The sequence below is a fragment of the Providencia sp. PROV048 genome, from assembly GCF_033688165.1.
Classification (GTDB): domain Bacteria; phylum Pseudomonadota; class Gammaproteobacteria; order Enterobacterales; family Enterobacteriaceae; genus Providencia; species Providencia hangzhouensis.
In genome coordinates this window covers 1,609,921-1,631,290 of record NZ_CP096360.1, presented here as the reverse complement: position 1 = coordinate 1,631,290, position 21,370 = coordinate 1,609,921, and the positions used below count along the sequence as shown (strand labels likewise).

Annotated in this window: 17 protein-coding genes; 10 read left to right on the top strand and 7 right to left on the bottom strand. The window is 38.8% G+C overall.

Going from position 1 to position 21,370, the window contains the following annotated elements; genetic code table 11:
- Positions 1–103: 103 nt before the first annotated feature.
- The 9 genes from M1F26_RS07040 (at position 104) to M1F26_RS07000 (ending at position 10,506) form a co-directional block, all read left to right on the top strand.
- Positions 104–1,549, top strand: coding sequence for a tagaturonate reductase (locus tag M1F26_RS07040; protein WP_180359533.1), 1,446 nt, complete (start codon positions 104–106; stop codon positions 1,547–1,549).
- Between the two features lie 51 nt (positions 1,550–1,600).
- Positions 1,601–2,605 carry a C4-dicarboxylate TRAP transporter substrate-binding protein gene (locus M1F26_RS07035; RefSeq protein ID WP_004264923.1) on the top strand — a complete coding sequence of 335 codons (1,005 nt, stop codon included), beginning with the start codon at positions 1,601–1,603 and terminating at the stop codon, positions 2,603–2,605.
- A gap of 77 nt (positions 2,606–2,682) precedes the next feature.
- Entirely contained in the window at positions 2,683–3,162 is a 480-nt protein-coding gene (locus M1F26_RS07030; protein ID WP_140172313.1) for a TRAP transporter small permease, read from the top strand.
- Positions 3,153–4,430 carry a TRAP transporter large permease gene (locus M1F26_RS07025; protein ID WP_004264925.1) on the top strand — a complete coding sequence of 426 codons (1,278 nt, stop codon included), beginning with the start codon at positions 3,153–3,155 and terminating at the stop codon, positions 4,428–4,430. Before M1F26_RS07030 ends, M1F26_RS07025 begins: the two co-directional genes overlap by 10 nt.
- Before the next feature lie 418 nt (positions 4,431–4,848).
- Positions 4,849–5,439 (top strand): fimbrial protein, encoded by a 591-nt coding sequence (locus M1F26_RS07020; protein ID WP_096863445.1) that lies wholly within the window; start codon positions 4,849–4,851, stop codon positions 5,437–5,439.
- A 49-nt stretch (positions 5,440–5,488) separates the two neighbouring features.
- Positions 5,489–6,178, top strand: a complete 690-nt coding sequence (locus M1F26_RS07015) for a molecular chaperone (RefSeq protein ID WP_165119682.1) — start codon at positions 5,489–5,491, stop codon at positions 6,176–6,178.
- 107 nt (positions 6,179–6,285) lie between these two features.
- Positions 6,286–8,697 carry a fimbria/pilus outer membrane usher protein gene (locus M1F26_RS07010; protein WP_233618393.1) on the top strand — a complete coding sequence of 804 codons (2,412 nt, stop codon included), beginning with the start codon at positions 6,286–6,288 and terminating at the stop codon, positions 8,695–8,697.
- Between the two features lie 8 nt (positions 8,698–8,705).
- On the top strand, positions 8,706–9,788 hold the full coding sequence (locus M1F26_RS07005) for a fimbrial protein (protein WP_180359532.1): 1,083 nt from the start codon (positions 8,706–8,708) through the stop codon (positions 9,786–9,788).
- A gap of 13 nt (positions 9,789–9,801) precedes the next feature.
- Positions 9,802–10,506 carry a molecular chaperone gene (locus M1F26_RS07000; RefSeq protein WP_140172310.1) on the top strand — a complete coding sequence of 235 codons (705 nt, stop codon included), beginning with the start codon at positions 9,802–9,804 and terminating at the stop codon, positions 10,504–10,506.
- A 38-nt stretch (positions 10,507–10,544) separates the two neighbouring features.
- On the opposite strand, the gene M1F26_RS06995 is transcribed toward M1F26_RS07000, so the two are convergent.
- Positions 10,545–11,696, bottom strand: coding sequence for a 3-phenylpropionate MFS transporter (locus M1F26_RS06995; RefSeq protein WP_094961706.1), 1,152 nt, complete (start codon positions 11,694–11,696; stop codon positions 10,545–10,547).
- Between the two features lie 81 nt (positions 11,697–11,777).
- On the bottom strand, positions 11,778–13,031 hold the full coding sequence (glyA, locus tag M1F26_RS06990; protein WP_140172309.1) for a serine hydroxymethyltransferase: 1,254 nt from the start codon (positions 13,029–13,031) through the stop codon (positions 11,778–11,780).
- Between the two features lie 461 nt (positions 13,032–13,492).
- Between glyA and hmpA the strand changes: the two genes are divergently transcribed.
- The gene (gene hmpA, locus M1F26_RS06985; protein ID WP_140172308.1) at positions 13,493–14,692 is read left to right on the top strand and encodes an NO-inducible flavohemoprotein; all 1,200 of its coding nucleotides are present in this window, start codon (positions 13,493–13,495) and stop codon (positions 14,690–14,692) included.
- Positions 14,693–14,880: 188 nt separating this feature from the next.
- Here the strand turns inward: hmpA and glnB are convergent, their stop codons facing one another.
- From glnB to M1F26_RS06960, 5 genes are all read right to left on the bottom strand, one after another.
- Positions 14,881–15,219, bottom strand: a complete 339-nt coding sequence (gene glnB, locus M1F26_RS06980) for a nitrogen regulatory protein P-II (RefSeq protein WP_004912721.1) — start codon at positions 15,217–15,219, stop codon at positions 14,881–14,883.
- Positions 15,220–15,231: 12 nt separating this feature from the next.
- Positions 15,232–16,854 carry an NAD+ synthase gene (locus M1F26_RS06975; RefSeq protein WP_318837664.1) on the bottom strand — a complete coding sequence of 541 codons (1,623 nt, stop codon included), beginning with the start codon at positions 16,852–16,854 and terminating at the stop codon, positions 15,232–15,234.
- A gap of 88 nt (positions 16,855–16,942) precedes the next feature.
- Positions 16,943–18,283, bottom strand: a complete 1,341-nt coding sequence (gene glrR, locus M1F26_RS06970; RefSeq protein ID WP_140172306.1) for a two-component system response regulator GlrR — start codon at positions 18,281–18,283, stop codon at positions 16,943–16,945.
- Positions 18,280–19,110: a two-component system QseEF-associated lipoprotein QseG gene (qseG, locus tag M1F26_RS06965; protein WP_140172305.1), complete on the bottom strand. Its 831-nt coding sequence runs from the start codon at positions 19,108–19,110 to the stop codon at positions 18,280–18,282. Before qseG ends, glrR begins: the two co-directional genes overlap by 4 nt.
- The gene (locus tag M1F26_RS06960) at positions 19,110–20,549 is read right to left on the bottom strand and encodes a sensor histidine kinase (RefSeq protein ID WP_036959006.1); all 1,440 of its coding nucleotides are present in this window, start codon (positions 20,547–20,549) and stop codon (positions 19,110–19,112) included. Before M1F26_RS06960 ends, qseG begins: the two co-directional genes overlap by 1 nt.
- Positions 20,550–21,370 lie beyond the last annotated feature (821 nt).

Below are 21,370 nucleotides of genomic sequence, written 5' to 3'. Positions count from 1 at the left end.
TTCATTCCACAAAATTGATGCAATTAATAGTCCATAGAAAAAAATACTTCTAGTCTGAATCAACACCAGATGATTAATACACATAATAACTAGAGGAATGGTCATGGATTACTTAAATAGACAGTCAATGGCTAATAAGCAATACCCAGAGAGAATTTTGCAATTCGGAGAAGGTAATTTTTTACGTGCTTTTATCGACTGGATGGTTGACCAACTGAATGAAAAGACAGATTTCAATAGTGGCATTACGCTTGTCAGGCCAATTGACTCATCCCATCCCTCAATTAATCAACAAAATGGACTTTATACTGCCATCACCAGGGGAATTAATGAACAAAAACAAAGCGTTTCTAATATAAGGATTATTAATTCGGTTAACCGTGAAATACTTATCTATTCAGAATATGATAAATTTTTAAAGTGTGCAGAAAATCCCGAATTACAATGGATTTTCTCTAACACTACGGAAGCAGGGATCGTATATAAGCACGACGTACGCTTAGAAGATACACCAGCAAGTAGTTTCCCTGCGAAACTTACTCAATTTTTATTTCACCGCTTTCAACATTTTAATGGCGATAGTAGCAAAGGGTTGTTCATCATCCCCTGTGAGTTAATTGACTATAATGGCGATAAGTTACAAGAGTTTGTAAATCAACATGCACAAGACTGGCAACTTCCCACAGATTTTATTGCTTGGCTAAATAGCAGTAATACGTTTTGTTCTACGCTAGTCGATAGAATCGTTACTGGCTACCCGAAAAATGAAATTGAAAAACTGGAAAAAGAATTAGGTTATAAAGACGATTTTCTCGTCACTGCTGAATATTTCTATTTATTTGTTATTCAAGGGCCAAAAATACTAGAACAGAAGCTAAAGTTAAATGAATTGCCATTAAATATCAAAGTAGTAGATGACATAAAACCCTATAAAGAACGTAAAGTTGCAATCTTAAATGGTGCACACACTGCGATGGTTCCCGTTGCTTATTTAGCAGGGGTTCGAACTGTTCGTGATGTCACTACCAACCCAATCTTTTTATCTTTCATCAAAGATTTAATTGATAATGAGGTTATTCCTGTTTTATCTCAAAGCCCTTCGGAGCTCATGGCTTTTGCCTCCGCAGTAATTGACCGTTTTAATAACCCATATATAGAGCATGAGTTACTTTCAATTTCTCTAAACTCGCTAACTAAATTTAAAACTCGTTTATTACCTCAATTAATCTCTTATGTTAAGCAATACAATAAAATTCCTTATTGCATTTCATTTTCACTTGCTGCGCTTATTGTTTTCTATCGAGGAAAACAGGGTGAACAACTCATTCCTTTAAATGATGATGATTATTTACTTGAACGCTTTAAAGCTTGGAATGAGCTCTATGACTCAAATGTAAAACAACTGACTGAAAATGTGCTAGCAATGTCTGATTTATGGGGATTAAACCTCAACGAAATACCACAATTACAGGATGATGTGAGCCAAAAAATCACAGATATTCTGAATTGTGGCACAGAAGCAATGCTACGCAAAAAATACATTGGTTAGAAAAAGAAACTAAATACTTAAAACAATAAATCCCCTACAGGAGATACCTTTATGAAACTGAGCACATTAAACGGAAAGACATTTCTTAGCTTAACACTCAGCACAATGCTATTAATGGGCAGCATGACAGGTGCCGCATTCGCCGATGCTAAATATAAGCTAAAAGTCGCTTATGAAAATAACCCCGGAGAGCCTTTTGACTTAGCTATCCACGAATGGGCAAAGAAATTCAATGAAAAAACTAATGGTGAAGGTGAGTTAATTCCTTACCCAAGCTCACAATTAGGTTCTAAAAAAGATGTCATCGAACAAATGAAGTTAGGTAGTCCATTAATTACCTTAGCAGATGGTGCCTTCTTTTCTGATTATGTACCTGATTACGGTATTATGTTTGGGCCGTACTTAGGGCTATCTTATAAAGATATTTTTAAATTAAATGCCTCACCTTGGTATGGTTCCTTAGAACAACAGTTAGATAAAAAAGGCCTTCATGTAGTTTCTAAAGATTGGTTATATGGTTCACGCCATATCTTAGCCAATAAAATGATCCAAACCCCAGATGACCTAAAAGGTTTAAAAATTCGCGTCCCCAACAATAAAATTCAAATTAAAGGTTTAGAGGCAATGGGTGCCACACCAACACCATTACCTTTAGCTGAAGTTTATACTGCACTTAATCTTAAAATTATTGATGGTGCAGAAAACCCAATTCCAGTGCTATATGGGCAAAAACACCATGAAGCTGCCAAATTCTTAATTCTAACGGGCCATGTAGAAAACGTAACCAACTTAGTCATGGGCAGCAAAACCTACGCTAAATTACCTGAAAATATTCAGCAGGCTTTAGTTGAATCAGGAAATGAAGCTGGGCAATTCTTAACAGATTTAGTCTTACAGCAAGAGAAAGAGATCATTGAGAAAATGAAAAGTGAAGGTGTTACTGTTGTTGAAGTAGACAGAGCGCTCTTCAAAGAAAAATCTAAGCCTTTCTATAATGAATTCCCTGAGTGGTCTGCGAATTTATATCAACAAACTCAAGATATTATTAATAATTAACCCTATAACTTGGCGGTTAACACCGCCAATATTTTTACAATACAAATGGTTGACTATTATTCTCGCAAGGATCTTTTATGTTTAAATTTCTGGGGAAATTAAGTGATATAGTGGCATCGCTTGCCGTTGCCGCTATCGTCATTATTACCATTCTTGCTGTATTCATGCGTTGGCTTCTTAATGACCCTTTAATGTGGAGTGAGGAAGTTTTAATTATTTGCTACATATGGTTGGTTATGATTGGAGCAGCATCCGCTGCGGGTAAAAGAATGCATGTCAGTATTGATGCTATTACCTCTTTATTTCCTGAAAAAGTACAATTAGGTATCGCGGTCATTACCCACATTATGGCCATTATTGCTTTATCAATTTTTGGGTATCTTGGATATGAACTCTCGATTATTGCAGAAGATAAAATAACACCAATTATTGGTGTTTCTTATTACTATATCGACCTTTCTGTTCCCATTGGCGCATCCATCATGGTGTTATTTTCTATCCAACATTTACTGGAAGACATGAGTAAATTAATAAAAGGAGATAAACCATGTCAGTAATTATCGCCTGTATTGTATTAATATTCTGCTTTTTAATTAATGTTCCCATTTTTTTAAGTGTGCTAATTGCATTACTCACTTATTTCTTTTCTGCTGGTGATATATCTCCTCTTATTGCAGTTCAGCGCATTATTGGTGCAGGAGAAAATGTCACGTTACTTGCTATTCCTTTTTTCATTCTGTTAGGTAACCTTTTGAATTACACGGGTATCACTAGCCGAATGTTAAAATTTACTGGCACACTGTCTGGGCACTACCCAGGGGGACTTGCCCAATCTAACGTATTATTAAGTACAATGATGGGTGGGCTCTCTGCATCTAACCTTGCTGACTGTGCCATGTTATCTAAAATGTTAGTACCCGAAATGACCAAATTAGGTTATGGGAAAAGCTTCTCTGCCGCTGTCACTGCTGCAGGATCATTAATAACACCTATAATTCCACCGGGTATTGCATTAATCATCTATGGATTTGTTGCCGATGTCTCTATTGGTAAGATGTTTATGGCTGCAATCATTCCTGGTTTAATGTGCTGCGTTGCTTTAATGGTTACAATTTATCTTATTGCCAAAAAACGTGGATACAAACCTGCTAGAGACAAAGCGCCTACATTTGCTGAAGTTTACCAAACAGGTAAAGGAGCAATGTCAGCTTTCCTCTTAGTCCTCGTTATTATTGGCGGAATTCGCTTTGGTATTTTTACACCGACAGAAGCTGGTGCTATTGCTGTACTTTACGTTATTGTAATTGGTACCTTCTTTTATCGTGAAATGAAGTTAAAAGACATTGCGGCCTCATTTTTAGAAACAGCTCGTTCAACAGCAAGCATAATGCTCATTATTATGACTTGTTCTGCGTTAGCATGGGTATTGACGAACGAGCAAGTGGCACAAGATGTTGCCAAAATGATGACAAGTTTCTCTGATAATCCATATGTCTTCTTAATGATTGTCAATGCGGTGCTTTTAATTCTAGGTATGTTTATTGAAGGTAATGCAGCAATTATTGTCCTTGTTCCATTATTAATGCCTACAGTAAAACTTTTAGGAATTGACCCTATCCATTTTGGCATTGTCATGATCCTTAATTTAGCTATCGGATGTTTAACACCCCCTATGGGAACGGTAATGTTTGTTGCCACATCGATTACTGGTGTACGTATTTCAGACTTTATTCGTGAGGTCATGCCACTATTCTTTGCATTAATTATCGTATTACTCTTAGTCACTTTTATGCCTGTATTTACGACTTTCCTACCTAGCTTATAAGATAAAATTATATCTCAATGGCAAGTCATTAACTATGACTTGCCATTTTATTATCAATTAATTTCTTATAAATTAAATTTCATTTAATTTCACAAATTAATATTACTTTTGTTTATTGTTAAGTTAATTGATCTTTATCCTTGTCACAATAACATGCACAACAAGAAATAATCAAAAAGATAAACTACCAACCATCAAAAATTACACTTATTACGAGTCAATATAAAGTAATTAGAAAAACAATATCACATTAAATTCATATATATAAAAAAGACATTAATCTCATTAAATATTTTTTTGATTTTTAATTTGAAAAAAATATATTTTATATCTAGCATAAAATAACACAGCTAATTTACATTCAGCTGTTAATCAAAGTTTTATCACTTTATTTTACTTTGACCTTATGGGGTTAATTATGTCTAGATATATACTACCTCTGTCTTTGCTTTCGTTATCTGTTATATCAAGTTCAGCATTTGCAATAACTAACAGTGCTGGAGGAATTATTTCAATTTCTGGAGCAATAAGCGATACAACTTGTACTATTAATGGCGGAAATAGTGCCGATATGACTGTTGTTCTTGACCCAATAACCGTAACAGATGCAGGGACCACTGCCGCGACGGTTATTTCTAAAAATCAAAAACAATTTTCTTTAACTTTCTCTGATTGTGCACCTGCGAGCACTCCTGTAAGTAATCTGAAATTACACTTTTATTCGTCAAGTAATATTTCCCCTTCCGGTTTGTATTTAGTGAATACTTCCGTCAATGAAAATGATGCTTCCGTTGCTAAAAATGTTGGATTTAGTTTATCTAAAACCAGCACTCCAACAACCGCAATTCCACTCAATGTGGCCTTTGATACTAACCTTACAGGGGCTGACACTGGTGGCGCGACAGGCGCTACACTCAATTTAATAGCCAGTTATTATAAAACTAATGCAACTGCTGCCAAAGTCGGTCTTTTGCAATCAAATGTAATATATACAGTTTCCTATTTATAATTATGACTTAGCCAGGCTTTTATTAGCCTGGCTTTAAATGGATACTATTATGAAAACTCTAGTTTTATTACTCACTATTTTATTTTCGAGCTCAACATTATCTAATGTTATTATTACAGGCACTCGAATTATATATCCTGCTGACGCTGATAGTATTACCGTACAATTAACCAATAATAGTAAAACATCGTCTCTTGTTCAGTCATGGATTGATAACGGTGATGAAAATTCCACACCTGAGAATTCTGAAGCGCCTTTTTATTTGTCCCCTCCTATTGTTAAAATTGAAGGTTTACAAGGTCAGCAATTAAAAATAAAAAAAATACCCGGAAAACTTTCTGACAATGTTGAAAGTGTATTTTTCTTAAATGTTTTAGATATTCCTAAAACTCCAGAATCTGCTAAAGGCAAAAATGCAATTCAGCTAGCCACACGCTCACGAATTAAAATTTTTTATCGTCCTATTGGTCTAACCGAATCCTCCGATGAAGTCATTAATCATGCGAGCTACCAGATTAAAAATAATAACATATTAGTTAAAAATAACTCGCAATACCATTTAACTATTGCAGCTATCACACCATCGGACGATAAAAATAATTCATTAATTGATTCTGCGATGATTGCCCCTATGTCTGAAAAAGAATTACCTATTAAAGGAACAATGAAAAGCCACGATCTTATTCTAATGTATGTGGATGACTATGGTGTTTTCAAATCTAAAAACATTAAACTTTAATAGAAGAAATCATCGTGAAAAAAGAAAACTATCTCTACCTCCTAATCTTAATAGGACTACAAAGTTATCTAAAGAACTCAATAGCGGACGAGTTTGAGACGTCCCTATTGGTAGGCAAATCTGCACAAGGAGATATTTCACGATTCTATACCGACAATAAAATTCCATCAGGTAAACAATTAGCCGATCTTTATGTAAATAATAATTGGAAAGGCCAATTTGAAATTGATATCAATAATGATGGTAAACTGATTAGCCTTGCTGCTGATGATGTGCAGAAATTAAACCTGAATTTATCTTCTGAGGTGATTGAACAAACCAAACAACAGCCATTTATTCCTATTGATGATTTAGCGGCCAATATAAAATATAAATTCAATATCAACGACCTACGACTCGATATTACCGTTCCTCAAGTCGCTCTGAAACAACTCGAAGCTAACTATGTTGACCCCAGTCTCTGGAATTATGGCGAACCTGCAATTATTTTTTCTTATAATACAAATTATTATAGTTACAAAGAGAAAAAAAACTCTAAAACCAGCAGTGACAATTTTTTTGCTACCTTAAATTCAGGCGTTAATTTAGGCGCTTGGCAATTTAGAGATGAATCCAGCTATCGACATAGCTCTCATAGTAGCCAAAAATGGAAAAACAATACCCGTTATATTTATCGTCCTCTTAGTACAATCAAATCCGGGTTGAAATTAGGTGATTTTTATACACCCGCAGCCCTATTTAATAGTATTCGAGTTCGAGGGATTGCATTGGCAACAGAAGCTAGTATGTTGCCAAATTCAAGTCAAAATTTTGTACCTATTATACGCGGTGTCGCTCAAACAAATGCCTTAGTCAGCGTGTACCAAAATAATAATCTGGTTTATCAAGAAAGCGTTCCCCCTGGTGAGTTTGCATTTAATGACCTTCAGCCTAGTGCTGGTGGAGGTGACTTATTCGTCGTTGTCCAAGAAGCTGATGGAAGGCAAGAAACCTTTACTGTGCCCTATTCTGCTGTACCTGACATGCTCAAACAGGGCGTTTATAATTACAGCCTTATTGCTGGGCAAACTAAAATCGACAATACCCATTATCAACCCAAATTTACTCAAGGTGAGTTTCACTATGGATTAAATAATTTAGTGACACTTTATGCAGGAATGCTATTTAGCGAAAAATACTATTCTGGCGTTATAGGGAGTGGTTGGAATTTTAGTTTTGGGGCCATTTCAGCTGACATTACGCAAGCAAATACTAAATTGGATTCCGGAAATCACAGTGGGCAAAGCTACCGCCTGACTTATAACAAATATATTAATGCAACATCGACCAATTTAACCTTGGCGTCATATCGTTATTCCACTAGTGGTTACTATAGCTTTATTGATGCCATTTATTCCCAAGATAATTATCGCGCTTGGAAAGCTTATCAAGACCAGTTATCAGAAAAACTCGGCAATAATATTCCACCTGAGCTTTCACTCACTAATTATGACGCTTTACGTGGCTCACGTGCTAAAAACACATTTACGTTGAATTTAAACCAACAATTAGCTGATGGTTATGGTTCGGTATTCATATCGGGTACACACCGTGATTATTGGAATGCAAACGGTAATAGCCGTGAATATCAAGCCGGTTATGCAAACAATTATAACGATATTTCCTATAGTGTGTCTGTTTCACGTGTTCGCAATTACGACAGCGAAGAAGAAACTCGTATTTATGCCAACTTTAGTGTTCCTTTTTCTTTATTTGAAAAACGCGCCAATATTAGTATGGGAAGCTATTTCACCGACTCTCGTTATCAACAAACTACGCTGAGTGTCAGTGGTATTGCAGGTAAAAATGACCAAGTCAATTATACGCTAACTGCAACGAACCAAAGCGGTGGTAATAACTTAGTTGGTGGGAACGTCAGCTATCAGCTTCCCTCTAGCACGCTTTCAGGATCTTACACAGAGGCCAATAATTACCGCCAAACGGGTTTAGGTGCCAAAGGAACTCTGGTTGCTATTCCTGGACATATTGTTTTTTCAGGGGAAACAGGACAGACCTACACCATCATTGATGCTCCAATGGCCAGTGACATGATGGTCAATGCCGATAAAACCACTTTAACTAATCAACAAGGTGTTGTTTTAGTCGCTAACTCCACACCCTATAGAACCAATACCTATACCTTGACAGATACAGAGAAAACCGCAGGCGCCGAGGTGCTCGGTAATATGGCAAATGTAAGTCCATATCAAGGGGCGGTAAATTACATCAAACTCGAGACCGATACTCGACAAACTTATATCATCCGTGGCGCTCTTGCTAATGGCGATAGCTTACCTTTTGGAACAGAAATCACAGATGCTAAACAACAGAGTATTGGTTATGTCGGCCAATCTGGCGTGATGTATATCAAAAGTGAGCAATTACCGATGGCATTGCACATAAAGCTTAAAGGGAAACAGACATGTGTTATTGAGCCGCTACTCAACACGATGGATAAGAACAAAAACCTCTGTCGATAAAGGAAAATATGATGAAAAAAATCACTTTAGCACTGATGTTTTCCAGTATATTGGCTTACAGCCAGTTTTCCTCAGCACATTGTAGACAAACTTCTACCGTGACGGCTCCCGCTCTTGCTTTTGATTTATCGACAGAGCTCACCAGTACATCGACTCAAGTTAGTAAAAATAGTAGAACCATCTACCCTGGAACTTTTACCTGTACTGCAAGAGGGATACTTTTTCCTAATTCTATTGGTATCGCATCTCCTTTCCAAGGCAGAACCGCCACTATTGGTTTTAATGGTGGAAAGCAGTTTGTCTCAATTACAGTCACTGCATTAGAAAAAGATAGGGTTATCGGCCTTACGGAAGGTGTACATCAAGGTAGTGAACTCGATACAAATTTTACCGTTCAATTTAATTTGCTTGCGACTAAACCCGGACCCAACTATGTCGAAGTATCAGGAAGTACCGCCACAGTTACCCCTATCGTACTCGCCTCTGATGCATCCAGCTTGGGAATTTTACAGTGGCTATTAGATATTGTATCTAAATTAGTCACTTTTCTGTTAACGCTGCAATGGCCAACTAGTGCTGATGATATCTACTTACAACCAATTACCTTAACTTATAATCCAATCCTCACTACCTGTAATTTTGCTAACCAAGGTTTAGTCGTTTCGCTACCCCCAGTAAGCATCAATGCAGTGAAAACTGCAACCAGAGCGGGCTACACGCCATTCACACTTAATTTTACTTGCCAAGACTTTTTAGCAGGCGGTAATGCTTCTCGTGATGTATCTATTTTTTTATCCAGTAGCAATTTGCTCTCAAATGATAAAACAACATTGAATAATACCATTAGCCAAGGTGCTAATGGCGTTGGCTTCCGATTAGTTAGTGCAGGTAATCTCAATACACCGTTAGTGCTTTCAGATAGCGTGGCAGCTAAAAATGGAGCGACAAATATTTTTACTGTCCTCAAGGGAAATCCAATCTCCCCTTCTTTTTCAGTAAATTTAGGTGCTTATTACTATGCATACAACACAAATAGTGTCACTCAAGGGCAAGTCTCAAGTACGGCAACAGTTGTGATGTCATATAATTAACAAGGAAAATACCATGGTGGGATTCATTAAAATTACAGGGTTCGCTACATTACTATTTTTTAGCTTCCAGACAAGTGCAAGTCTTGTTTTGCAAGGAACGCGAATTATTTTTCCTAGTGATAAAAAATCCGTCGGAATTCAACTTACTAATTACAGTGAACAAGCCACATTAACTCAAAGCTGGGTGGATGAAGGTAATCCGGACTCGACACCAGAAAAGACGAACGCACCATTTATTGTAACGCCCCCCGTCACTAAAATCGCAGCAAATGACGGAGTTCAATTACAAATACGTTTTATTGGTGACAAACTCCCTACGAATAAAGAGTCTGTATTTTATTTAAATGTATTAGACATTGCGCCAAAGCCAAAACAAATAAATAGTGCAAATATGCTGCAGTTCGCCATTCAAACACGGATTAAAGTTTTTTATCGACCAATTGCGCTTATAAATAAACCAGATGATTTAATCAATAACATTAAATTCCATTTAGCTAAAGATGGCATTATCGTCAACAACCCAACCCCTTATTTTTTAAGTATTGCCAATATCTATCTAGCTAATAATGAAAGCCGTTCTATTACAAAAAGTTCGATGATTGCGCCATTTTCATCACAAATCTTCCCTTCAACCACCACCATTAATCACGGAGAAAATATAACAATGATTTATATTGACGATACTGGAAAACAAATTCAATACCAAACCAAGCTATAAAATAGGCTTAACCGCTTCTATAACTTGGCAGGTGAATATTAAGATTGAGCCACCACTTTAGGGCGGATAAACACGGCAGGTACAGCGAGAAGAGCCATTAAGTAAAACACCACACCATGATGAGCAGGCACTCGCTCATAAATGTATCCGACAATAATAGTCAGTACGGCTAACCCACCACCAGTTGCGAGTGCGGAGTAAACACCTTGTAATGGGATAATTTCATTTTCTTTTCTTGCACTAATAAAGCGCATTGCGGCTAGGTGGCAAATTGTAAAAGTACCACTGTGAAGAATTTGTACCACGATTAATACCGGTAATGCAGTAAACGCTCCCATCAAGCCCCAACGAATAATTCCACAGAAGGCAGATAACAACAGTAAATTTCGAGCGCTCCAACGCCTAAATAAACGGTGGCTTAACATAAATACAATGACTTCAGCAACCACACCGAGCGACCATAAATTACCGATAACTAAATCTGAATAGCCGGCTTCTTTCCAAAATAGGGAAGCAAAACCATAATAAGCCGCATGAGCCCCTTGCAGTAACGTAACACAGATAAGAAACCTAACGACGTTTTTATCCGCAATCAATTGTTTAAACGTAACCTTATTACCACCATCCGCTTTCGCTGCCCCCATTGGCATAATTGCTGGTTTCAGCATTGCGCCTAGTAATAATGCTAAACAGCTTACTATCAAGGCCACCATGATGGCTTTATTTCCCCAAACACCGGCTAAATACCCCATCAGTGAGGAACCTATAATAAAAGCTATCGAACCCCAAACGCGAATTTTGCCGTAGTCAAAGGTAAATTGTTTTTGCCATGTCCCCGCCAGTGAATCACCCAGTGGAACCATTGGTGCAAAAAATAAGTTAAACCCAATCATTACAAACAACAGCCATGCCCAGTGAGAACCCAGAGCAAAACCGACAGAAAAAATAAGTGAAAGTCCTGCGAGTAAGCGTAGAGCAGTAATAAGTTTCGAGGGCTCTTTAACTAAAGGAGTAATAAACATCGCACCAAGGAAACGGGCTGCTAGCCCTACCCCTAACAAAACACCAATCATTTCTGCATCAATTCCCTCACCTTGTAACCAAACTGACCAAAATGGCAAGAAAATACTGTAGGCAAAAAAGTAGGTAAAATAATCAATAGCTAGCCAACGCGTTGATGGAATGACCATCACTCCTCCGTTTTTTCAATGCAAAAAACCCGCTCATACATACATGTAGAAGCGGGTTTCAGTAATTAATAATACGTTATGTTATGCGTAAACTGGGTATTTTTTGCAAATTGCTAATACTTTTTGCTTCACGCTCTCAATGGTCGCTTCGTCATTGAGGTTGTCTAGAATATCACACATCCAGCTAGCTAGCTCACCCGCTTCTGCTTCTTTGAAGCCACGACGCGTAATCGCAGGAGAACCAATACGTACACCAGACGTTACAAATGGGCTCTTAGGGTCGTTCGGTACACTGTTTTTGTTAACAGTGATATTTGCACGGCCAAGTGCAGCATCTGCATCTTTACCTGTAATGTCTTTATCAACCAAATCAACTAAGAATAAGTGGTTTTCAGTTCCGCCAGATACCACTTTGTAGCCACGTTTTTGGAAAACATCGACCATTGCCTTCGCATTCTTAGCAACTTGCTGTTGATAAACTTTGAATTCAGGTTCCATCGCTTCTTTTAGAGCAACCGCTTTACCTGCAATAACATGCATTAAAGGGCCACCTTGAGATCCAGGGAATACCGCTGAGTTGATTTTTTTGTACAACTCTTCGTCACCACCTTTAGCTAAAATTAACCCACCACGTGGACCCGCTAAAGTTTTATGCGTTGTTGTTGTCACAACGTGTGCATGAGGAACTGGGTTTGGATAAACACCCGCAGCAATCAAACCTGCAACGTGAGCCATATCAACAAACAGGTAAGCGCCAATACCATCTGCGATTTCACGCATTTTTGCCCAATCAACGACACCTGAGTACGCAGAGAAACCACCGATAATCATTTTTGGTTTGTGTTTTTCCGCTTGCGCTTTGATATCGTCGTAGTCAATTTTACCGCTTTCATCAATACCGTAAGGCACGATGTTGTACAGTTTACCTGAGAAGTTAACCGGTGAACCGTGAGTTAAGTGGCCACCATGTGCTAGGTTCATTCCCAGAACGGTATCACCAGGCTGTAATAACGCCATGTAAACTGCAGCGTTAGCTTGTGAACCTGAGTGCGGCTGCACGTTCGCATAGTCAGCACCAAATAGTTCTTTCGCACGGTCAATCGCTAATTGCTCTACCACGTCAACATACTCACAACCGCCATAGTAGCGTTTGCCTGGGTATCCTTCTGCATATTTATTGGTTAGCTGAGAACCTTGAGCCTGCATGACTCGTGGACTGGTATAGTTTTCAGAAGCAATTAATTCAATGTGTTCTTCTTGACGTTGTACTTCTTGCTCCATTGCTTCCCATAATTTCGGATCGTAGTCAGCAATATTCATTTCACGCTTTAACATTCGCTTCTCCTGCCTCAGCAATTCAATAGGTTGAAAATCGATTCATCGGAATGACACACAGTGTAAACTCTTTTTCTCTCTTGAGATAGCCCTAAAGAAAAAATATACGCAAACGATTGCATTAATTTTTTTCACTTCATTTGCTTCTGAAGGCTTCATTATAAAATAGCTCAAATTTTAATTTTTAACGGACAAACATCCAGATTTGCTATTCCCTTCTCATTATGTGCCTAAATCCACCCTATTTTTCTGTTTTGAGTCTTTACATAAACACGTAAATATTATAAGTTGTATTTAAAATGCATCTTTATAAATCACCTTCATCGTTCGCAAAAAATAGGGATTAGCTAAGATGAAATAAATTTATCTAACTAATCTACAAAGGAATATTTTTAGATCGCAAAAATTTGCCTTTTGCCATAACTATAATGAGAACATGAAAATAATTCAGGAGCACCTGTATGCTAGATAGCCAAACCATTGCCATTGTTAAATCAACCATTCCTGCCATTGCTGAAACAGGGCCAAAACTGACCGCGCATTTTTATGATCGGATGTTTAAACAGCATCCTGAATTAAAAGATATTTTCAACATGACTCACCAAGTGAATGGGGACCAACGAGAAGCCCTTTTCAACGCTATCTGCGCATATGCTGTGCATATTGAAACTCCTGAGGCTCTTATTTCAGCTGTCGAAAAAATCGCCCAAAAACATGTAAGCTTAAATATTAAACCTGAGCACTATCCAATCGTCGGGGAAAACTTACTCGCGGCTATTGATGAACTCCTCAACCCAGGCCAAGAGGTTCTTGATGCATGGGGAAGAGCTTACGGTGTTTTAGCCGATATTTTTATTGGTAGAGAAGCTGCAATTTACCAAGAAAATGCGGATAAAAATGGGGGTTGGGAAGGCTTACGTGAGTTTAAATTAGCGCAAAAACAACCACAAAGTGATGTGATTACAAGTTTTGAATTTGTTCCTGTCGATGGGCAACCTGTCGCTGATTACCGCCCAGGCCAATATATCACTATTTATGTCAACAACCAGGGATTTGAAAACCAAGAAATCCGCCAATACTCTCTGACCACTGCACCTAATGGCCGTAGCTACCGTATTGCGGTAAAACGTGAAGAACAAGGCTCCGTTTCTAATTTCTTACATCAACAATTAAATGAAGGTGATAGTGTACTGCTCGCCCCTCCATGTGGTGATTTCTTTATTGATGTTGATGGTCAGACACCTGTTACCTTGATCTCTGCAGGCGTTGGTTTAACTCCAATGCTGAGCATGTTAAATCATCTAACAGAACAAGGTCACAACGCACAAGTTAATTGGTTCCATGCCGCTGAAAATGGTGCTGTTCATGCCTTTAGGCACGAAATTCAACAACTATTAGCAAAACAGCAAACCAGCCAATCCGCGATTTGGTTTAATCAACCAAGAGAGGAAGATCGTCTCGGGTTTGATTACCAATATGAAGGTTTAATGAATTTAGAATTGGTACGTGAATGGATTGAGCAACCGAACATGCAATTCTATTTCTGTGGCCCTGTTGGTTTTATGCAGCACGTAGGCAAACAGCTAATTGCAATGGGTGTCGATGCCGATGCTATTCACTATGAATGTTTTGGACCACATAAAGTATTACCCCTCAATTAATGGATAAAAAATGCTCTTCTGTTTAGAAGAGCATTCTCTGAAACATATTAACTGAAGAAAATGGTTTAAATGGTTAAGTGTTTGCCATTTTTCTAAATTTAGCGGTAACGGACTCGCATAATAAATACGCAATTCTAATCCCATTCCTGTGTATTTTCCGTTACCGCTTTTTCACATAACGTAATTTATTAAATCGCTTCTTCATCTTGCTCACCGGTCCGAATACGGATCACTCGAGCTACATCATAAACAAAGATCTTCCCATCGCCAATTTTGCCCGTTTGGGCCGTTTGCATAATGGTTTCGACACAGTTTTCAACAATGTCATCAGGGACAACAATTTCAATTTTAACCTTAGGTAAAAAATCAACCATATACTCTGCACCACGGTAAAGCTCAGTATGCCCTTTTTGACGTCCAAAGCCTTTCACTTCAGTTACCGTCATTCCGGTAATACCCACTTCAGCCAATGCTTCACGAACATCATCAAGTTTGAATGGCTTTATAATTGCATCAATTTTTTTCATAAATAATTCCTGTTATGACCAGTTTTTACGGCCAAAACCTGAGGTGATCGGATAGCGGCGATCTTTACCGAAATTACGCATCGTAATACGTGGCCCAACAGGCGCCTGACGGCGTTTATATTCATTAATATCAACAAGACGTACAACTTTTCGTACCACGTCTTTATCAAAACCAAGTTTGATTAAATCATTAACTGACAAGTCTTTTTCCACGTAGCCTTCCAATAATGCATCTAACACATCATAAGGCGGCAAGCTGTCTTGATCTAATTGCCCTGGAGCAAGTTCTGCTGACGGTGGCCTATCAATCACACGTTGAGGAATTGCTGGAGATAATGTATTACGATATTTAGCTAACTCAAAAACAAGGGTTTTAGGCACATCTTTTAACACATCAAAACCACCTGCCATATCGCCATATAATGTTGAATAACCAACAGCAGATTCACTTTTATTACTGGTAGTCAACACTAAGCGACGACGTTTATTTGACATTGCCATTAAAATAACCGCTCGGCAACGTGCTTGTAAGTTTTCCTCAGTGGTATCAACCGCGGTTCCTTCAAACATCGGCGTTAACTGAGCCATAAAGGCATCAAACATCGGTTCGATGGATACGATATCGAATTCAACCCCAAGCAAATCAGCTTGTTCTTTAGCGTCGTGGATGCTCATCTCAGAAGTATAGCGGAATGGCATCATGACCGCTTGCACGTGCTCTTTCCCTATAGCATCAACCGCAATAGCCACCGTTAGCCCTGAGTCAATCCCGCCTGATAGCCCTAAAATAGCCCCATTAAAACCATTTTTATTGATGTAGTCGCGAGTAGACATGACTAAAGCTTGGTATACCTGCGCCACAGGGTCATTCTCAATAAATACACTACCTTCGCTCACCAATGCAAGTTCATCAAATTGCGCTGTGATAACCTGCTCTTTAAATTCTTCCAATTTAAAGGTTTGCTTGCCTTTGTTTGCAATGATTTTTGAGCCACCATCAAACACCAATTCGTCTTGTCCGCCAACTTGATTGAGATACACAATTGGCATATGAGTGCGTTTACAATGATCGACTAATAAATCAGTTCGAATATGTTCTTTATTAATATCATAAGGAGATGCATTGATTGTCAGTAATATTTCTGCGCCAGCCCCTTTTACTGCATCAACCGGTTCGTCATACCAAATATCTTCGCAAATCAATAAGCCGAGCTGATAACCTTTAAATTCAACAACACAGGTTTTTTCATCTGCGGTGAAATAACGAGGCTCATCAAACACGCCATAATTTGGTAATTCTTGTTTAAAATAACGTGCATGCAATTTGCCTTGATAGAAAAAAGACAATGCATTATAGATATCATCCCCTTCATACCATGGATGACCAACAATAATTGCCGTTTCTTGGCTGGCTTTTTGCAAACGGTCGAGTTGTACTAAACAGCGGTCCTCAAAATCAGCTCGGAAAATTAAATCCTCTGGTGGGTACCCTGTCAAAGACAGCTCTGAAAACATGACAATATCTGTGTTTGGTGCTTGTTCACTCACAACTTGCAACATGCGATCGCAGTTGCCTTCGATGTCACCGACTAACCAATTAAGTTGTGCTAGTGAAATATTAAGCTTACGGCTCATAAGGTGTTTTTTCTCCCGGAGCGTGAATATGAATTGCCTTATTCCACATAATGTAATCGATAACAACTATGTGGTAAATAATTCTTATTTATTCTTTAAAATCATTGGCTTCTAAATCGTGTCGACCAAGTAATTTGTAAAATTCTGTGCGGTTTCGCCCTGCCATTCGGGCAGCTTGGGTGACATTCCCTTTTGTCATTTGTAATAACTTACGTAAATAATTCAATTCAAATTGATTACGAGCTTCAACAAATGTCGGCAAGGCCGTATTTTCACCTTGAAGTGCTTGGCTGACGAGTGCTTCACTGATAACAGGAGACGTTGTTAATGCAACACATTGTTCAATAACATTAACTAATTGACGAACATTGCCCGGCCAACTCGCTGTTATTAAGCACTTCATGGCGTCACTGGAAAAACTACGCACGAAAGGTTTATGCCGTGATGCAGATTCACGCAATAGATGATTTGCTAATAATGGAATATCTTCAGAACGTTCATTTAACGCAGGAATACGCAGATTAACCACATTTAAGCGATAGTAGAGGTCCTCACGAAACTCATTTTTTTCCATCGCTTTAGGCAAATTACGGTGAGTTGCGGAGAGAATTCGCACGTCAATATCTAAATCGCGGTTACTACCTAAAGGGCGAACTTTGCGTTCTTGCAATACTCGCAATAATTTAACCTGCAATGGCATTGGCATATCGCCAATCTCATCTAAAAATAACGTACCACCGCTGGCTGCAAAGAATAACCCTTCGCGGTTACTTACTGCGCCGGTAAAAGCCCCTTTAGCATGACCAAATAATTCAGACTCTAATAATTGTTCAGGTAGTGCACCACAGTTAATGGCAATAAACGGCTTACGCGCCCTAGGGCTAGCTTTATGAATCGCTTGCGCTAAAACTTCTTTACCTGTACCACTTTGCCCATTAATTAGCACGCTAACATCAGATTGTGCCACCATATGCGCTTGTTCTAATAACCGAGTCATTAAGGGGCTACGCGTGACTATACCAGCGCTCCACTCCTCATCGCTAATCGGTGTCGAAGAGAGCGCGAGAGCTTCATCGATTGCTTTATATAATGCGTCTTTATCTACTGGCTTAGTTAAAAAACTAAATACGCCTCGTTGTGTTGCCGCGACGGCATCAGGGATAGAACCATGAGCAGTTAGTATGATAACTGGCATGTTTGGATGGGCTTTTTGTATCTCATCGAAAAGCGCCATACCATCCATTTCATCCATGCGTAAATCGCTGATCACTAAATCTAATTTTTCTTTTTGTAAGATTTTTAGTGCTTCAGGGCCGCTTTCTGCTGTAGTGACTTTAAAGCCTTCACTACTCAAACGCATACCTAACAGTTTCAGAAGACTTGGGTCATCGTCAACTAGTAACAAATTTGCTGACTTACGATTCGTCATTTTTGTTCATTCTCCGATGAATTTTGCTCTACTGGAGAAGATGCGCTGCTATCAGGCTTTGGCTCTTCTGAGGAAATAGGCTTATCTCCTTCAACCCCATTCTCTACATCTTTTTCGGTTTCGTTGGTGCTTTTCTTACGAGAAGAAAGCTGGCGTTCAATATCTGTTAAATTTTCAAGCTTACGGGAGGTCGTATTCAGTTCAAAAGCCAATTTAGCATTATCTTCCTTTAGACGGTCGAGTTTTGTATCCATTTCTTGCTGTAGGCGTTTATAACGAGCCCCCGCGTCTGACAGATTGATAATTTGTACTTGTTGCTCACGCCATAATTGTAATAATGGACGTACCGCAGTGGGAAAATTCAAACTGTACGTATTTATGCTATCAAGCATTTTACGGCGCTCTGCAATAGACGGGTCAGCAGAATTCAACAAAATATTTTGTTGAAATGCACTCGACCAATTTGTTACGTCTATTTTACCTGCATCTTCACGTGCTTGACTGGTTTCCGTGCGATCTGCGCAGTCCATCATTCGTAACCAAAATAATGCATTTTCCCGTGCAGTTGGCTGGTCATTGTTCCAAATAGATTCACATGATGTATAACGGTAGTCTGTGACTTTAACTTCAGGCACAACGACTTGCGCTAGAGTTTCGAGCGGTGACTGGCCATTTTTAGCGACACATCCACTTAAGATTAGGGAAAATAAGACCGCCCCAAAATTGAGCCCTGTACGTCTCATCACATAAGGTACTCTTCGATTATTTTTACTTAACGATGCGTTACGGTAAAGTACCGCCCAAACACCTGTAGACCGATTTACCATTATTCATTCTCTGCGGTTAGAGGCAGTTCAATTCTAAAACAGACATCTGCTGATTTGTTGGGAACGAGAGAAAGTTCTCCCCCCATTTGTTTAATACAATCTTGCGCAATACTCAGCCCTAGCCCACTTCCTTTGACAGCACCTTTTCTTTGTAGTGAACCTTGATAGAACGGCTCAAAAATCATACTTTGCTCAGACTCAGGAATTGGCGTCCCCGTATTCGCAACTTCAATCAGAAGCTTATTACCTGTTTGGCGACTAGAGATCCAAATATTACCTGATTCGCCACCATAGTGCACCGCATTGGAGTAGATATTATCAATAACTCGTCCTAAAAGTGAGGGTTCGGCTAAACAGCTGTCCACTTTTAAACGCACTTCTGTTTTAATATTTTTAGCCCGTGCCGGTAAATTATGTGCTTTAACAATATCTTCAATGAGTTTTTGTAAATCAACAATTTGTGCTTCTGGTGGGTCATCGACAAGCTTACGATTATAGTCAAGTAATTGCTCAATAAGTTGCTGAAGATGCTTACTGCTGTGATCAAGAATTTCTACAACTTCTTTTTGAGACACAGTTAATGGCCCTGCCACCTCATCAGCGAGTAATTCTGTTCCTTCACGCATGCTTGCAAGAGGTGTTTTTAATTCATGTGAAATATGGCGTAGAAATTCGTGGCGCTGTGATTCAAGCCATGCGAGTCGTTCACTTAACCAAATAATCCGCTGTGCGATTGTCCGTAGCTCCCTCGGGCCTTTAAAGCGTTCAATATTATTCGCAATTGTACGCCCAGTACCGAGACGGTTAATCATTCGTTCGATAGCTTTAACTGGGCCAATAATCATCCGAGTGAATAATGCCACTAGCAATGCGCTTAATAAGAATAAAATTAAGCTTTGCCAACCAAATAGTTGGCCTTTATTCGCAATCGCTTTTTGCAGCTGTTCCCCACGGCTAAAAATCACATCACGAGTTTCTTGCACTAATGAGGCATTTTCGGCAGAAAATTGTTCTAAAGCCCGTGTGATTTTTTCTGTCGGTTCATTGTTTTCACACGCAACCGTTTTAAGTACATCCAAAGTCTTAGTCAATGCAGAAGTGTCTGTCGAGGTAGGTAAGATCGTTCGCTGACGTTCAAACATTTGCTGGTAGTCTGCAAACTGTTTCTGATATTGAGTATGCAATGTAGCATCTTGCAAAACACAATATTGACGATAGCTCCGTTCCATTTCTAAGGCGAGGCTACTCATCACTTCACTACGCCGTGCGTCAAGCAACGTGGTTTTATTGATATTGGCAGCTTGGTTACTCAGTTGCTCTAGGCTTTGATATGCCTGATAGGCTAATACTAATAAAGGAAGTAATACAAGCCAGAATGCCATCACAACTAGTTGACGCAAGGAGCGAGGAAAAAAACGCCATTTACTCAATACATTCATCTCATACCCATTAAACGTATTGCAATGGTAGCAGAACTCCCTGTAATGCGAAAAGCACAATCCAAATTCTGTGTCCCATAGCGTTAAAATCAGACTAAGTATAACAGTGAAATAGCAATGAACGTGCCAAGTTTATTGGTAAAAAATGATAATTTTCAGATAGGTATGTTCATCGCTCCGGATGTTACTTTTTCGCATAAACGAAAGCATAAAAGAATCGATAGGTCTTACTAAATGAATTCTTTCGTCTTTTCTTTAAAAATAAAACACTAAGCTATGCCCTAAATAATTCGGATTGCAGCTAGGCGCCAAGTGAAGATATCTCTAGGAGCATACAAAAGTATGTGACTAGAGTGGCTGAACGCAGGTAACAACGCTGCGGTTCGAAGTATGACAGGCTCAGGGCGGCAAGAGAAGATATCTCTATGAAACATACAAAAGTGTGTGACTAGAGTGGCTGAACGCAGGTAACAACGCTGCGGTTCGAAGTATGACGGGCATAAAACAGGAAGGCGGGATGAAGTATTGACCTTCACCCCGCCAGCGATAACAACTTCTATAATGCTTTTTATATGATTATGTCTTTACATTAAAGATAATCATATAGGTGGTGCCTCACTCCACGTGTCGCCCTGTGTTTGATAAGGCCCGAAGGCGAATATCTATGCTGTTGGACGGTAGGCACCTTACTTTGGCGTCATTCTTGGTTTATGTGGTATGTACCCAACTAATTTTGGACCTACATAAGAAGTTGAATGAGCAACTGAATATTATTATGCACAAGCCGTGCCAACTTTTCAAGAAATTTTATATCTACATGA

Coding starts and splice junctions, on each gene's coding strand:
- M1F26_RS06995 (WP_094961706.1), bottom strand. CDS start 11,696: ATGGTCATTCCATCAACGCGTTGGCTAGCTATTGATTATTTTACCTAC.
- qseG (WP_140172305.1), bottom strand. CDS start 19,110: ATGGTAAATCGGTCTACAGGTGTTTGGGCGGTACTTTACCGTAACGCA.
- M1F26_RS07005 (WP_180359532.1), top strand. CDS start 8,706: ATGATGAAAAAAATCACTTTAGCACTGATGTTTTCCAGTATATTGGCT.
- M1F26_RS06975 (WP_318837664.1), bottom strand. CDS start 16,854: ATGAGCCGTAAGCTTAATATTTCACTAGCACAACTTAATTGGTTAGTC.
- M1F26_RS07040 (WP_180359533.1), top strand. CDS start 104: ATGGATTACTTAAATAGACAGTCAATGGCTAATAAGCAATACCCAGAG.
- M1F26_RS07020 (WP_096863445.1), top strand. CDS start 4,849: ATGTCTAGATATATACTACCTCTGTCTTTGCTTTCGTTATCTGTTATA.
- glyA (WP_140172309.1), bottom strand. CDS start 13,031: ATGTTAAAGCGTGAAATGAATATTGCTGACTACGATCCGAAATTATGG.
- M1F26_RS07015 (WP_165119682.1), top strand. CDS start 5,489: ATGAAAACTCTAGTTTTATTACTCACTATTTTATTTTCGAGCTCAACA.
- M1F26_RS06960 (WP_036959006.1), bottom strand. CDS start 20,549: ATGAATGTATTGAGTAAATGGCGTTTTTTTCCTCGCTCCTTGCGTCAA.
- M1F26_RS07030 (WP_140172313.1), top strand. CDS start 2,683: ATGTTTAAATTTCTGGGGAAATTAAGTGATATAGTGGCATCGCTTGCC.
- M1F26_RS07035 (WP_004264923.1), top strand. CDS start 1,601: ATGAAACTGAGCACATTAAACGGAAAGACATTTCTTAGCTTAACACTC.
- hmpA (WP_140172308.1), top strand. CDS start 13,493: ATGCTAGATAGCCAAACCATTGCCATTGTTAAATCAACCATTCCTGCC.
- glrR (WP_140172306.1), bottom strand. CDS start 18,283: ATGACGAATCGTAAGTCAGCAAATTTGTTACTAGTTGACGATGACCCA.
- M1F26_RS07025 (WP_004264925.1), top strand. CDS start 3,153: ATGTCAGTAATTATCGCCTGTATTGTATTAATATTCTGCTTTTTAATT.
- glnB (WP_004912721.1), bottom strand. CDS start 15,219: ATGAAAAAAATTGATGCAATTATAAAGCCATTCAAACTTGATGATGTT.
- M1F26_RS07000 (WP_140172310.1), top strand. CDS start 9,802: ATGGTGGGATTCATTAAAATTACAGGGTTCGCTACATTACTATTTTTT.